The organism is Carnobacterium funditum DSM 5970, assembly GCF_000744185.1.
GTDB classification, from domain to species: Bacteria; Bacillota; Bacilli; order Lactobacillales; family Carnobacteriaceae; genus Carnobacterium_A; species Carnobacterium_A funditum.
The window spans coordinates 2,186,781-2,201,740 of the sequence record NZ_JQLL01000001.1 but is presented as its reverse complement, the minus strand read 5'-3'; the positions used below and the strand labels follow the sequence as shown (position 1 = coordinate 2,201,740).

Annotated in this window: 11 protein-coding genes; 2 read left to right on the top strand and 9 right to left on the bottom strand. The window is 34.8% G+C overall.

Going from position 1 to position 14,960, the window contains the following annotated elements:
- Positions 1–7: 7 nt before the first annotated feature.
- Genes BR44_RS10300 through BR44_RS10290 form a run of 3 tightly spaced genes read right to left on the bottom strand, consistent with a single transcriptional unit; the run spans position 8 to position 3,994 of the window.
- Entirely contained in the window at positions 8–1,039 is a 1,032-nt protein-coding gene (locus BR44_RS10300) for an aldose epimerase family protein (RefSeq protein ID WP_034553295.1), read from the bottom strand.
- Complete coding sequence (gene pgmB / locus BR44_RS10295) at positions 1,026–1,697, bottom strand: beta-phosphoglucomutase (protein WP_034552506.1); 672 nt, start codon at positions 1,695–1,697, stop codon at positions 1,026–1,028. The genes BR44_RS10300 and pgmB overlap by 14 nt, the downstream gene beginning before the upstream one ends.
- A gap of 17 nt (positions 1,698–1,714) precedes the next feature.
- Positions 1,715–3,994 (bottom strand): glycoside hydrolase family 65 protein, encoded by a 2,280-nt coding sequence (locus BR44_RS10290; RefSeq protein WP_034552505.1) that lies wholly within the window; start codon positions 3,992–3,994, stop codon positions 1,715–1,717.
- A gap of 286 nt (positions 3,995–4,280) precedes the next feature.
- Between BR44_RS10290 and BR44_RS10285 the strand changes: the two genes are divergently transcribed.
- Both BR44_RS10285 and BR44_RS10280 read left to right on the top strand, forming a co-directional pair.
- Positions 4,281–5,948: a PTS transporter subunit IIBC gene (locus tag BR44_RS10285; RefSeq protein WP_034552503.1), complete on the top strand. Its 1,668-nt coding sequence runs from the start codon at positions 4,281–4,283 to the stop codon at positions 5,946–5,948.
- A gap of 4 nt (positions 5,949–5,952) precedes the next feature.
- A complete protein-coding gene (locus tag BR44_RS10280) occupies positions 5,953–6,786 on the top strand; it encodes an endonuclease/exonuclease/phosphatase family protein (protein WP_034552500.1) in 834 nt (277 codons plus the stop codon).
- Positions 6,787–6,864: 78 nt separating this feature from the next.
- Here BR44_RS10280 and gorA read toward each other — a convergent pair whose 3' ends face one another.
- The 6 genes from gorA to BR44_RS10250 all read right to left on the bottom strand — a co-directional run bounded on the left by gorA (position 6,865) and on the right by BR44_RS10250 (position 14,957).
- The gene (gene gorA, locus BR44_RS10275) at positions 6,865–8,217 is read right to left on the bottom strand and encodes a glutathione-disulfide reductase (RefSeq protein WP_034552497.1); all 1,353 of its coding nucleotides are present in this window, start codon (positions 8,215–8,217) and stop codon (positions 6,865–6,867) included.
- A gap of 145 nt (positions 8,218–8,362) precedes the next feature.
- The gene (locus BR44_RS10270; RefSeq protein WP_034553293.1) at positions 8,363–9,706 is read right to left on the bottom strand and encodes a uracil-xanthine permease family protein; all 1,344 of its coding nucleotides are present in this window, start codon (positions 9,704–9,706) and stop codon (positions 8,363–8,365) included.
- 91 nt (positions 9,707–9,797) lie between these two features.
- Positions 9,798–11,102, bottom strand: coding sequence for a glycosyltransferase (locus tag BR44_RS10265; protein ID WP_034552494.1), 1,305 nt, complete (start codon positions 11,100–11,102; stop codon positions 9,798–9,800).
- Positions 11,092–13,137 (bottom strand): glycosyltransferase family 4 protein, encoded by a 2,046-nt coding sequence (locus BR44_RS10260; protein ID WP_034552491.1) that lies wholly within the window; start codon positions 13,135–13,137, stop codon positions 11,092–11,094. The genes BR44_RS10265 and BR44_RS10260 overlap by 11 nt, the downstream gene beginning before the upstream one ends.
- A 277-nt stretch (positions 13,138–13,414) precedes the next feature.
- Positions 13,415–13,876: a nucleoside deaminase gene (locus tag BR44_RS10255; RefSeq protein ID WP_034552489.1), complete on the bottom strand. Its 462-nt coding sequence runs from the start codon at positions 13,874–13,876 to the stop codon at positions 13,415–13,417.
- A gap of 136 nt (positions 13,877–14,012) precedes the next feature.
- Positions 14,013–14,957 (bottom strand): DMT family transporter, encoded by a 945-nt coding sequence (locus tag BR44_RS10250; protein WP_034552488.1) that lies wholly within the window; start codon positions 14,955–14,957, stop codon positions 14,013–14,015.
- Positions 14,958–14,960: the final 3 nt, after the last annotated feature.

The following is a 14,960-nucleotide window of genomic DNA, read 5'->3' as shown; positions in this document are numbered from 1 at the left end:
TCATAGGTTATAATTTGTGGACTGACAAGTTTCTTTGAACAGGAAAACGATAAATTGTTTGAGAAATATGGGGTTTGTTAGGCTCTAAAACAATGGATTGAAAGTGTTTGTGATGGACCGCATCAGGTAGTTCTTGGGTCTCTAATGCTATCCCTAGATGACTGCACATTTTTTTACCATTAATAAAATAATCTTCATCCATTCCAGTAGTAGAGAAAACAATAACGGCTTCTCGTGTAGTTTGTATTTCCAATCTTCGACCGCTCTCTTGTTCATTCAAGTTTACTATACCTTTTGATAACTTGAATGCTGTATCATAGCCATTCGGATGCTTTTCTATAGCTGTACGCATTAGAACGGGTTCTCTAAAGTCGTACACCGTTTTTATGACCGGTAATAATTGACCAGTAGGACATTTGTCTTTACTTGTTTCCGCATAGACATCGCTAAAAATTTGGAGTTGATGTCCTGCTATTGTTCGTTTGGTATCTCCACTTAAATTAAAATAAGTGTGGTTCGTGGGGTTAAATAAAGTTTGTTCGTCAGTCTTGGCTTCTACATTCATAACCCAAGTATTTTCATTCGTCCATAAATAAGTAACGGTTACTGCTAAATTACCAGGATAGCCATTCTCACCCGCTAGACTATGATAGGTAAACTGAATTCCTAGTGTATCAGTCCTATCTTCTACTATTTTAGTTTGCCAAACTACTTGGCTAAAATTATTTTCCCCACCATGAATATGATTGTCTTTTTCATTTAGTGTCAATTGATGATTTAACCATTGGCCCTTTCGGATTCGTCCGGCTACACGTCCAACTAACGCTCCAAAATAGGCAGGATGAGCCATATAATCAGATAGTTTATCAAAACCTAGTACTACATTCTCCAAGCATCCATCATGATCTGGAACTAGAATAGCGTTAACGACTGCACCATAGTTCAAGCACTGGAAAATAGCTCCTTGATCATTAACCAGTTGATATTCGATAACTTCTTTTTCCTCTACCCACCCATAATGACGCTTAGTTAGTTTCACTGCAATCAATCCAAACCTTTTTTATTAAATCTGCAGTTAATTGGTTTGTTGAGGCCACCACTTTATCTGCAGCACTTAACACCGCTCTGTCTCCAACTGCTATCGAGACCATACTAGCATTGTTGATTGATTCAACACCTGCAGCAGCATCTTCAATTCCGACACACTCTTTAACTGGTAAATCTAATTGTTCAGCAGCTTTTTGAAAAATTTCAGGAGCAGGTTTTCCAGCAGACAATTCAGCTGGGTTTACAATCGTATCAAATAAATCTATTAAACCAAGCTTTTTTAAGATAAATGGTCCATTTTGACTAGCAGATGCTAAACCTAGTAAGATATTTTTACTTTTCAGCTCATTCAACACTAACTCAATACCCGGTAGAATATCAACTGAGCTCATTTGTTCAATCATTTTTTTATATTCTTCATTCTTATTAGTAGCTAATTCTTCTTTTTCAGCCATGCTAAATTTATTTTCCAACTCTCCTTTCTTTAAGATGAGCTCTAATGATTCTATCCGGCTAATCCCTTTTAGTTGTTCATTAAATTCGTTATTGATTTCAATTCCTAGTTTTTTAGCCATGGCTTTCCAAGCTAAAAAATGATAACCTGCCGTGTCCGTTATAATTCCGTCTAAATCAAATAATACAGCTTTCATCTTTTTGCCCCCTTATTTTATATTGTTCCAACTTTTGTTGTTTTTATTAAACCGTTGTATTCATCTGTTAGCATAATCAGTTGATCATATAATATCACTTCAATGGCTGCGCCTTTAATTAGAGTAAGGGTTAAGCCATTTGCATCTACTGTAATTTTTAATAGACGGCCACGATAATTGATGTGGAATTCATAATTTGTCCAATTATCAGGCAATATAGGTGCAAACGACAGTGTTTCATTTGCAGTACGCATTCCAGCAAACCCTTCAACAATAGTGAGCCAGCTACCTGTCATTGAAGTAATATGCAATCCATCTTGTGTGTCGTTGTTGTAATTATCCAAATCTAAACGAGCTGTCCGGCTATACAATTCAACTGCTTTGTCTGTTTTTTGCAAATCAGCTGCTAAAATAGCATGAATACTTGGAGAAAGGCTCGATTCGTGAACAGTCAACGGTTCATAAAAATCAAAGTTTCGACGTTTTTCTTCTTCTGTAAAATCTTCTTTAAAGAAATAGATTCCTTGGAGCACATCCGCTTGTTTAATATAAGGAGAACGTAAAATTTTATCCCACGACCAATTTTGACTTAAAGGCAACTCTGTCGGGTTCAATTCTGAAACAGGACGTAACTCTTTATCTAAGAATGTATCATGTTGAACAAAGATTCCTCTTTTTTCATCGTATGGGAAATACATTTTTTCAATAATGGTTTGCCATTTTTCAATTTCTTTTACCTCTACATTTAATGCTATTTTTTTGTTTTCAGATTTTTCTAATGAGGATAGTGTATATTCCAGTGTCCAAACAGCCATTTTATTCGTGTACCAATTGTTGTTCACATTGTTTTCATATTCATTTGGACCTGTTACACCATGCATCATGTATTGGTCTTTGTCTTGATTGTAATGAACTCGATCAGCCCAGAAACGACTAATACCAACTAAAACATCTAAGCCTTTATCCAATAGATAACTTTCATCGCCAGTATAATTGGTGTAATTATAGATGGCATAAGCCATTGATCCATTACGATGAATTTCTTCAAAAGTAATTTCCCATTCATTATGGCATTCTACGCCAGTAAAAGTCACCATTGGATATAGCGCACCTTTTAACCCTTGCTGACGTGCATTGTGCTCAGCTTGTGGCAATTGGTTGTGTCGGTAATTTAATAGATTTTTCGAAACTTTTTGATCTGTCAAAGCCAAATATAATGGGATCGCGTAGGCTTCTGTGTCCCAATAAGTCGCTCCTCCGTATTTTTCACCCGTGAAACCTTTAGGACCAATATTTAAACGGTCATCTTCCCCATAGTACGTTGCAAAAAGTTGGAATAGATTATAACGAATGCCTTGTTGCGCTGCGCTATCTCCACCAATAATTACGTCAGCTTTATCCCAACGGTCTTGCCAAAGATCCATATGCTCCTGACGCAATTGTGCAAACGAAAACGGTGCAACTGCTTCACTTATTTCTTTGCTTCTATAAGAAACTTCTGCTTTTGAGCTGTCACGAGAAGTTGTTAAAGTAATCAGTTTTTCAATCGTTGCTGATTCTCCAGCTTTCAGCTGCCCAGTGAATTCTTGGACAACAGACATGTCACTTAAACTAGTTTGAGTATGTTCAACATTTTCAACACGGTTCAGCATTGTAGCAGCTACCGTATATTGCTCTATCCCAAAATTATTTGGTTTAGTTTCTACTGTTAGGCTGTCTTCTGTAGCAGAAACTGGTAACCAAAATTTTTCTTCGTAATTTGAATCTTCATTCGTTACATTACTATCTAGCGTAGGGACAAAACGAATGGTCGCATCTCCTGTTAAACTAGTAACTTTCATACGAATGGCACATAGTTCTTTTTGAGCTAAACTTACAAACCGTTCAACTTCAACGTGAATTTGCTTGTCCATTTTTTTCACTATGTAGCTACGAGATAAGATCCCTTTTTGCATATCCAACGACATGTTAAATTCAGATATTGAATCTTTATATAAATCTACTTGTTCTCCATCTATATAAAGATTTAGCTTAATAAAGTTCATTGAATTAATCACTTTACCAAAGTATTCAGGATACCCATTTTTCCACCACCCAACACGCGTTTTATCTGGGTACCAAACACCTGCAAGATAGCTTCCTTGGTGATGATCTCCTGAATAATGTTCTTCAAAATTACCTCGCATCCCCATATATCCATTTCCTATACTCATTAAACTCTCTTGTAAGCGTCGGTCTTTTTTATCCAATAGGTTTGTTTGTACTTTCCATTCATCTAATTCAAATAATCGTTTCATCTTTTTACTTCCTCCTCAAGCCGCACATTGTTCCCAGCTATTCAATTTTATACTGTAATCTTAAACGCAAACGTTTGCGTTGTCAAATTCATTTTTTATTATATTTTCATCTAGTTGTATTTATTGTTATATAGAAGAAAAAGCTATTTCTTATTCTTGTTAACGGTAACAGCTTTTTTCTCGTTTTTCTTTAAAGGAATCGCTTGCATTTTACTTGGCATCTAATTATACTAAGAGCAAGCGTTTGCGTATTCAAACAATAAACTATAGGGAGTTGGAATAAGAAATGAAGAAAACATTTTCATTTGATTTTTGGCAAAAACTGGGAAAAGCTTTAATGGTCGTCATCGCTGTCATGCCTGCAGCTGGTTTAATGATTAGTATCGGTAAAATGATTGTCATGTTCGGCGGAGACATTCAATTGTTATCTGTTATCGGTAGTGTAATGGAAAGTTTAGGTTGGGGCGTAATAGGAAATCTACATATTCTATTTGCTGCGGCAATCGGAGGATCTTGGGCTAAAGAACGTGCTGGCGGAGCTTTTGCTGCTATTTTAGCTTTTATATTAATTAACGTAACAACCGGTTCTATCTTCGGAGTTTCTTCTGAAATGTTATTAACGGAAGGTGCAACGACTAAAACTTTATTTGGTTCAGAAATTTTAGTAAACGGTTATTTCACTTCTGTTCTTGGAGCACCAGCTTTAAATATGGGCGTATTTGTCGGAATTATTTCTGGTTTTGTAGGAGCAATTATATTCAATAAATATTATAATTATCGTAAATTGCCTGAAGCTCTTTCTTTCTTTAACGGAAAACGCTTTGTACCATTCGTAGTTATTTTATGGTCTGTTGTTGTTTCTCTTATTTTAGCTATTTTTTGGCCAATCATTCAAACGGGTATCAATAATTTTGGCCAATGGATTGCTACTTCAGCTGATACAGCTCCAGTACTAGCGCCGTTTGTTTACGGTACCTTAGAGCGTTTATTGCTACCATTTGGATTGCATCACATGTTAACAATTCCAATCAATTACACTGCTCTTGGAGGAACCTATAGCATATTAACCGGAGCAAATGTAGGTACTCAAGTTTTTGGACAAGATCCACTGTGGTTAGCTTGGGTTAGTGATTTAGTCAATTTAAAACAATCTGGTGATACAGCTGGATATCAAGCTTTGTTGACAAGTATTACCCCTGCTCGTTTCAAAGTTGGACAAATGATCGGTGCAAGTGGAACACTTTTAGGTGTTGCCTATGCTATGTATCGTAGAACAGATGTGGAAAAACGCAAAAAATACAAATCTATTTTCTTTTCTGCAGCTATCGCCGTTTTCTTAACCGGTGTAACTGAGCCTCTTGAATTTATGTTTATGTTCGCTGCGCCATTACTTTATGTTGTTTATGCTGTTATTCAAGGTTTCTCGTTTGCATTAGCTGATTTGATTCCATTACGTGTTCATTCCTTTGGAAATTTAGAGTTTTTAACTCGTATTCCAATGTCTATAAATGCAGGATTACTATGGGATGTCATTAATTTCCTATTAAGCAGTATTGCTTTCTTCGCTATAGCCTATTTTATTTCTTATTATATGATTGGTCGTTTCAAATTCGCTACCCCTGGACGTCTAGGAAATTACATTGATGAAGCCTCTATTCTTGAAGAAGAAACAGATACTGTTTCAGATAGTTCTGGAAAAGCTGTCCCTGCAATGAGTAGACAAGTAAATGATATTATTGCCTTATTAGGTGGACCATTAAATATCACTGATGTCGATGCATGTATGACTCGTCTTCGTGTTAGCGTAAAAGATGCTGATATGGTTGGTGATGAAGCAGCCTGGAAAAAAGTTGGAGCTTTAGGTCTAATTAAAAAAGGCCAAGGAGTACAAGCTGTTTATGGACCAAAAGCTGATGTTTTAAAATCAGACATTCAAGATGCATTAGGAGTGTAATTTATTGAAACTATTAACATTAAATACACATAGTTGGTTAGAAGAACAGCCGCAGGATAAGTTGGCTACACTTGTTGAAACGATTCTATTCAATCAATTCGATATTATAGCTTTCCAAGAAGTCAATCAGTCTATTAGCGAACCTACAATAGATTTATCAGATTTCTTTACTTATCAAGCTGCTGATCCTTCTATTCAAATCAAACAAAATAACTTTGCTTTCCAAGTACAACAAAAATTAGAACAAGCGGGCTTACGGTATTCTTGGACTTGGTTACCTTCCCATATCGGATACGACATTTATGATGAAGGCTTAGCTTTTTTGAGCCTTCATCCTATTCAACAAATTAAAGCGTTCCATGCTTCAAAAAGTATCGCTTACGATAATCATAAAACCCGCTCTGTTATTGGTATACAAATCGAGGACAGTTGGTATTTTAATCTTCATTTGGGTTGGTGGAATGATAAAGAAGATACCTTTAAGGAACAATGGGCTGTGTGTTCTGCCTTTTTTAAACCATTATCTGGTTCGATCTATTTAATGGGAGATTTCAATAATCCTTCACAGTCATCTAATGAAGGCTATGATTTAGTAAACAAAGAATGGTTTGATACTTTTGTATTGGCAACTGAACGAGATATAGGGCATACTGTCGAAAGTAATATAGACGGCTGGTCTAAAAATAAAGAAAAGCTAAGGTTAGATTTTATTTTTACAAATAAAGTTGTTTCTATTAAACAGTCTAAAGTTATTTTTAATGGGCTAAACTACCCAGTTATCTCAGATCATTACGGTGTTAGCGTAGAATTGGTCAAAGAACCACTAGTTATTCATTAAAAAAACTCCACTCTTAAACCGCTATGGTTTAAGAGTGGAGTTTTTTTAGTTAACCTTATTTATTGTTATCGTAGCTACTTATTTCATTGTAACAAATTCTTCAGCACCAGTTGGGTGAATCGCTACAGTAGCATCAAAGTCTGCTTTAGTTGCTCCCATCTTGATAGCGACAGCGAAACCTTGCAGCATTTCATCCATTCCTGAACCCATCCCATGAAGCCCGACAACTTTTTCTTCTAGTCCACAACAGACTAATTTCATATACGTTTTTTGTCTATTTTCAGTAATCGAACTGTGCATAGCAGTAAAACGTGTTTCGTATACTTTTATTTGTGCTGCACCAAACTTGTCAATTGCTTGCTCTTCTGTCATGCCCACCGTTCCAATTGGAGGGTGACTAAAAACAACTGTTGGAACATTATCATAATCCAAATACTCTAATGGTTTATGATTAAACAATCGTTCGGATAAATGCCGCCCAGCTGCAATAGCCACGGGAGTCAACTCAATATGACCTGTCACATCTCCAATAGCATAGATACCTTCTGCTGTTGTATTTTGAAATTCATCAACTGTAATGTATCCACCATCATTTACTATCACATCTGTTGCTGCTAAATTCAAATTCCTTGTATTTGGTTGACGTCCTATCGCCCAAATAAGGGCATCTGTTTCATGCGTTGTTCCGTCCTCTAAGTAAAGAGTCAGACTGCCATCCTCATTCTTTTCAACCTTTTCAGGTGTAGCATACGTATGCAGAGTGGCACCTTCATGCGCCATTGTGTCTAATAATCCTTCAACTATAATCGAATCAAAGTTTCGTAAAGGTGCATGTTGGCGAACAAATAAATGCGTATTGGATCCTAATCCATGCAATACACCTGCTAATTCCACAGCAATGTAACCGCCACCTACTACGGCCGTTCGTTCTGGTAATTCTGTTAGTTCAAAAAAGCCATCTGAATCTAATCCATATTCAGCACCTGGAATATCTGGCAATTCCGGTCTTCCACCTGTCGCAATCACTATATGGTCTGCAGTATACTGTTTCCCATTTACTTCAACCGTTTTGTTGTCAACAAATTTAGCATAGCCGTTTATTAAATCAACACAATTATTATTTAAACCATTTTTGTAACTCCCATGTAGTCTTTGGATAAAAGATTCTCTATTTTTGACTAATTTAGCAAAGTTTAATTTTTTCGAAGGAATATCAATACCATAGCCGGAAGCATACAAATTCATTTCATCCATCATTTGAGCTCCATGCCACATGATTTTTTTAGGGACACACCCTACATTTACACATGTTCCGCCGATAGCATTTCCTTCGATTAATGCACCTTTAGCCCCGTGCATTCCTGCACGATTGATAGAAGCTATTCCACCGCTTCCGCCACCGATAGCAATATAATCATACTTTTCAACCATTTTATCTCCCACTTTCTTTCTTATACTCATTCAAGTATAGGTAGTTTACTGATAAAAAGAAAGAAGAAGGTTTCATAAGGTTTCATAAATTTTCATTTATCGTTGCAAAGAAAGTTTGCGAAACTTATTTTTTCATCTTTCAAAATCATTCTGCCTTTTCTTCATTTAATTTTCCAGAGTCTTTTTCTTCTGCCGGGATAATAATATTCAATACTAATGCGACGATACAAGCAATCACAATAGCCGATTCTCCGAACAACGTTGCTAAGAAATCTGGCAAGCTTACCATTGCTTCAGGGACTTGGGTTAATCCCAATCCAAATACTAATGAAAGACCAATAATCACTTTTGAACGATCCGTTAAAGGTTCTGATGTTAATATTCCGATTCCTGTCAAAGTAATTTGAGAAAAGATAATAATGGACGCTCCCCCGATAACAGATTGAGGCAAACTAGAGAGCGTCGCACCAAATTTAGGAATTAATCCAGCTGCAATTAAAAAGAAAGAGCCAACAGCAACGATATAACGGCTCATCATTTTAGTAAAGGAAATCATTCCAACATTCTGGCTAAAAGATGTATTCGGTAAAGAGTTAAACATGGACGCTAAAGAAGAGGTAATTCCGTTTGCTAAAATAGCTCCAGACAATTCTTTATTCGTTGGTTCTCTATCTGACCCTCCCATTGTTATCGCTGTAACATCTCCAACGGTTTCTACAGCTGTAACGATGAACATAATTAACATGGGTGCTATTGCCCCCCATTTAAACACCAATGGGAAATAAAAAGGCTGAGGTAATGAAAACCAAGAGGCTTCTCTGACAGCTCCAAATTCAACCATATTTAACACGAGCGCTAACAGGTAACCTATAATAATAGCAATTAAAATAGACGAGGTTTTAGTCATTCCTTTTCCGTATTGATTTAAAAGCAACACCAAAAACATGACAAATAATGAAACCAACCAATTTTTCGCTGAGCCAAATGTTTCAGAACCACTTCCGCCAGCCATCGCTGTTATACCTGTTGGCAGTAAAGATAAGCCAATTGTCAGTACAACGGTTCCTGTTACAACTTTTGGAAAAAAACGTCTCAACGGTTTGATAAAGAAACCCAACCCTGCACAAAAGAGCCCACCAACAAATGTCGCTCCTAATAATCCAGAAATTCCATATCCGCTAGCTATGGAAATATTGGTCGGTAAAAAACCAAAACTACTTCCCATTACAATAGGAAGTTTGGCTCCAACTCTCCATATTGGATAACATTGTATCAGAGTAGCTACTCCAGCCATAATCATGGCACTTTGTACTAATACAGTTAAATCTTTTCCTGAAATCCCAACTACTCTTGCTACGATTATTGGAACAGCTATATTACTTAGAAACATAGCGAAAATGTGCTGTAATCCTAGTGGAACAGCTTCTCTTAAGGGAGGAACACCATCTACATCATACTTACTTCTATTAACTGGTTCATTTCTATTCATAGAAAAAAAATTCACTAAATCAGCTCCTAATTTATACTAATAATGCGTTTTTAACGATTAATTCGATTAAATAAATCTAACATTTTTATTTTTAATGGCTATCTAATAGCTGTTTAACAGCATAATCGGGTCCTCTTTTTTTAGAAATATCACTCCAATGCGTTAACTTTCTTTTTGACTGATTGTTTATTTTTTCAAGGGCTGTTAGTAATTCTTTTTCTTCGAATGTATTAGGATTTAGTATTTCAGCTAATTCTTTTTTTTCACAATCATAGGCGATATTAAACTGATCACTTGAAAAAGGCAAAATAATCATCGGTTTACCATAATACATTGCCTCTGTAAAAGTATTACAGCCTCCGTGAAAAATAACGTTATCCATATAAGGCATTAAGGCTTTTTGAGGAATAAATGCTTCAATGATTACAGAAGAAGAGCGATATTGTTTTAATTTTTCGGCGTTGTCTCCAGCTGAAACAATCAAAAGAGACCCAGGATTGTATTTTTCACATCCTACTATAAGCTTTTCAAGTACATCGACTCGATTGGATAGGAAAGTACCCAATGTGATTAAAATTTTACTATTTGTTCCTTTTATTTTTTCTAGCCATTCTTTATCCAATGATTTTCCTTCAAAACAATTGCCCATAAAAATCCTATTTGGTAACTGTTGTTTGTCTTCAATAGAATCAAAATCAAAGTAATTATAAAGAATCGCTTTTTCTGAAACCAAACTGAAAGCATTTTCTATTTTTTTACAATTACTCGTACTTTCTTCTATCATTTTATTAAAAATACTTGTAAATTCATTTTGTGTTTTTTTCGAGACTTGTTTTAATTCTTCCAGTTGCTTGTTTTCAACAGGTATTGCAGAAGGCCAATTCTTGGGAACACCATAATTCTCATTCTCCATCGGAATGGTTCGTGGATGTGGTGGACAAAATGTTACAAAAGGAAGATTTAAAGAATACAACCCAAGCGTAACACCATAAGAAAGGATATCTACAACATATAAATCGACAGCTAAAGATTTATCTATTTTTTCTATTTTAGAAATGAGTTCTTCTGGTTTGTAAAGCATGTCTTTTTCTCTGTGCTTAGATTGTGTAATGAGCGTTTCGACAGCTCCTTTTCTTGTTGCTTCAAAAAATTCATCCAGTCGGTCTTTTTCTGAATCAGGTTGGTTGGTTATTTTAGCTTTCCCTACATTTTTATTTTTACTAATGTCAATTTCATAGAAAGTTAAGTTGCCTTGCTCTACTTGTTCTTTAAACTCATTGCTGCATCCAAAAGTAACTTCTTTCCCGAGCTTCTTGAAACTCTTTGCAAGGACTAAGAGCGGAGTAAAATGAGAATAAAATGGTGGACTAATTAAAAATATATGATTAGCGTTCATTCACTTTGCTCCTTTTTAAAGATAAATAAAACAATAAGAATTCTTTAGAAATTTCTTCCATAGAAAAACGGTCTCTAACTGTTTTTTGTCCAGCATCTTGAATTTTTTCAAATACTACCTGCTTATTTTTTAAGCGCTGGATAATTTTTTCTGTTTCTTCAGAAATCGTTTCCCAATTAGATGTGTCAATTAAGAATCCGTTGGTATCATCTTCCAAATAACTTTTCACGCCCCCTCTTTCAGGTCCTAATACTAAGAACTTCTGTGATAGGGCTTCTAAAATCGCTATCCCAAATTCTTCTTTTTTACTAGAACAAAGATAAATTTGCGGATACTGTTTTTGAAGTTCCATGATCTTTTTTTCAATCATTCTTATCGTTTCGTTTGGTAGCGCACCTATATGTTGAAAGTTATCTTTTAGATGATCATGTATAGAAAGGTACTCTTCAAAAGAATGCATCATTTTCTTTTCATCTGTATTTGGGTTTTCTACATCTCCACCTATTACCAATAGATTATACACATCCGAAATACTCGAATTTCCCCATGCTTTTAGCAATTCATCTTGAGCTTTTTGTTGCTCTAATCTTCCTACATTTAAAATAATCGGTCTATCAAAGAATTCTTCTTTAAATTTAATCTGTTTTAACTCTTGATGCTGCTTTAATTGTCCATCAGTTTTTTTAAGATCCCAGTCAGCTTGTATCCCTTCACTAATCATCCAAAACGTCTCTTTCTTATGCTCTTTTAGCAACTGTGGGAAGTACAGCTCTAATTCTTTTTTTACTGTGTGATTGCCTATTCCTATTATTTGATCACTTTCAAAAATTAATTCGTCGCCTATCATAATTTTATTTAATTTTTGAACATACTCATTAAAACTAAATACTTTTAACGTTCCATCATTATTGGCCATGTTACGATGAGGATCTGGTGTCAATGTAAAAACAAACTTTTTCTCTAATTCTTTACTTAAAAGTGCTATTGCCTTAGATGCATTATCTAAATAACGAACATGAAAAACATCTGGTTCAATTTCTATTTTTTTTAGAAACCTATCGATTGCTCTTTTTATAAAACGTTCTTTTTTTAAAAAGGGGTCTTTATTTGCTGCATCCATATAGATAGGGGCTCTTAAAAATAAATGGTTGTCTGAGTAAAAATTCATGAGTGACTGATTATGAGACCATTCATTTGTGATTGTTAGTGTTACAACTAACGAAACTTCTTCTGATTTAGATAATTCATTTCCTAAATTTTTCAAAAAAACAGCCATTCCACCATTATTTCCTTTACCGCTGTTTTCAAAATCTCCATAAAACATCGATTGCAAAATCGTTAATCCATTATGCTTAACTAACTGTTCCTTATTAAGAATCGCCATATAGTCGGTAAATAATTTTTTGTTTTCTTGAAAAGGAATTAGATTTTTAATAGTAGCATGATTCAGCTTTTCTAATGAATAAAGTTCCACCAATAAATCTATGAGTTGCATCTTGATATTTATTGGGTAGTCTTCTTTTAACCATTCATAAATATCCTGTTCAAATCCGTCTACTTTGAAATGATAGAGGTAGTCTATGGCTATCGAAAATACATCTAATTTTTTTTGGTGAACTGTTAGTAGGTCCATTACTATCTCTTTACTCAATATATTTCTATCACATTCAATACAGGTATCTATTAACGCATACACTATTGAATCATTTTTATTTTTTTGCGATAAAGACGAGGTTACTTCTTTATCGAAACCTTCTTTAGTAAGGAGTAGATGGTTTTTTATAATGATATTTACTATATACCGATCTAAGTAAGCATCTTGGCCCAAATAAGAGAGTGTTCCGATAATTTCGGTCTCATTTATCTCCTTCTTTGTAGCGAGCTGCAAGATATCTTTAAACTGATTCAAGACTATTTTTTCTTTTTTTTCCCAAACAACGTTCTTTTCTTCATACTTTTCTAAAAAAAGTGAAGGAAAGGAACGTAGATTATCTTTATCAAAATAATCGTTTCTCAATTCAGTAAATTTATTCATGATAGACCACCTTTCTAAAGAAAATTGTATTCATTTTATTTTATTTAACCATCATTTTTTTCATAGTTCATTTGTTTTTAAAAAAAAATTTTAAAACAAACTAGTAACCAAAATTATAACATAGTAAGAGTTAACGGACTATTTTAAAGAACTGCCTTTGTTTATTAAAGTTGCTTCTGACTAAACGGATTATTTCATCTTACACAAAAAAATAAACTTAATGAACTACAACCAATCACTTTGCAGTGCATTAAGTTTTTTTAATTTCAGACGTTGTTCACTCTTTAGTTTTCCTATCTACCCATATATCCATTGGGTTTTCTTGCCCTACTGCTAAAGGTATTTGTTTCATCAACAGTTTTCGTTCTGATTTATCTTTTTTTAAATCCTCGTATATAACTTTAGAGACACCCAAACCAATTTCTGCTGTTTCTTCAATTGATGCACAATAGTACCCTTTTTTTATCCCTGATAAATACATCACTGATAAGCACATCGGACAGGGTTCACCGCTGGCATACATTATATAATCTGATAAATCAAGTGTCTTAAGTGCTGTTTGTGCTTTACGTATAGCCAACATTTCTGCATGTCCACTGCTATCATATGTGTGGTGCAATTCATTGACTCCTTCAGAAATAATCTCACCATTTTTTACTAGTACGGCCCCAAAAGGTGTCCCTCCACTTCGAACATTTTTCTTTGCTAATGTAACTGCTCTGTCCATAAATTTATCCATTACGTCATTCCTTTCTTTCACTTTATTAATCGATTAGTATGATTTGTTTATTACTAATTTAACTGTATTGAGTTTTATTCACTCAATCAAAAAACACTTTTCCAACCATTAAGCCTTCCTTGAGATAAGTTTCAGTTTAACTAATTGATTCTTTTTTTAAGCTAACCATTTCTTCCACATCTGTTGCTGCAGTAATAGAACCGCCAACAATAACCAATGCCAAAATAATACTTTTTAAAGAAACTTCTTCATTCAATAAAATCGCTCCAAATACAATCGACCATGCACAATAAGTGATATTTAAAGCCATCGCCTTAGAGGCTCCTATTTTATTAATGGCCTTGTAATAAAACAAATAAGAAGTTGTACCAAATAACGCAGCTAACAAAATAATCGCTGCTGTCTTTGTAGGTATCAGGGATAATGTAAATGACCATCCTCTAACAAACGGAATAATAATAGCTCCATAAAAGACAGCAGACGTTAGCTGTCTTATCTGAAGAGCAAGGTGATCGCTAATTTCTTGATTTTTTAATCCGTAGGCTATAATAACCGCTTCTGATGCCCAGCCAATGACGCACATTAAAGCAAATAAAATTCCTATAATCATATGATTGGCTTCACTACCGCCAGGCGTATAGCCTAACGCAATAACACCTAAAATACTGATAGTTAATCCAGCTATTTGATATCCTTTCATTTTTTCTTTTAAAAAGATATAAGACAATAGCGCTCCCACTCCTGGAAACAGAGCAGATATAATAGCGGTATAGGCAGCACCAATATAATTTATGGATAAAACGTAGCCTGTCATTCCAATAGGGCCGCCAAGTAAAGCTGCCAAAATAATTACTTTACCACTTCTTGTTTTTAAAGCAGCAAAAATTTTTTTCGACTCTTTTTTGATGCCCATATAAAAAAGCATCCATAGCGAAGAACAAAAATCATGGATAAATGTGCTGATAAACGGTGCTAATAAAATTGCTTGTTCCGTTGATAAAAATGGTGACATGACTAAAGCAATCCCTAGTATAACTGTGTCTAATCCCCAAAAAAAACCTGCTAATAAGCCATAAGCCATAGA

What these genes read in the sequence shown, in the direction of transcription:
- pgmB (WP_034552506.1), bottom strand. Translation starts at nt 1,697, where the DNA reads ATGAAAGCTGTATTATTTGATTTAGACGGAATTATAACGGACACGGCA.
- BR44_RS10290 (WP_034552505.1), bottom strand. Translation starts at nt 3,994, where the DNA reads ATGAAACGATTATTTGAATTAGATGAATGGAAAGTACAAACAAACCTA.
- BR44_RS10285 (WP_034552503.1), top strand. Translation starts at nt 4,281, where the DNA reads ATGAAGAAAACATTTTCATTTGATTTTTGGCAAAAACTGGGAAAAGCT.
- gorA (WP_034552497.1), bottom strand. Translation starts at nt 8,217, where the DNA reads ATGGTTGAAAAGTATGATTATATTGCTATCGGTGGCGGAAGCGGTGGA.
- BR44_RS10270 (WP_034553293.1), bottom strand. Translation starts at nt 9,706, where the DNA reads ATGAATAGAAATGAACCAGTTAATAGAAGTAAGTATGATGTAGATGGT.
- BR44_RS10265 (WP_034552494.1), bottom strand. Translation starts at nt 11,102, where the DNA reads ATGAACGCTAATCATATATTTTTAATTAGTCCACCATTTTATTCTCAT.
- BR44_RS10260 (WP_034552491.1), bottom strand. Translation starts at nt 13,137, where the DNA reads ATGAATAAATTTACTGAATTGAGAAACGATTATTTTGATAAAGATAAT.
- BR44_RS10255 (WP_034552489.1), bottom strand. Translation starts at nt 13,876, where the DNA reads ATGGATAAATTTATGGACAGAGCAGTTACATTAGCAAAGAAAAATGTT.
- BR44_RS10250 (WP_034552488.1), bottom strand. Translation starts at nt 14,957, where the DNA reads ATGGCTTATGGCTTATTAGCAGGTTTTTTTTGGGGATTAGACACAGTT.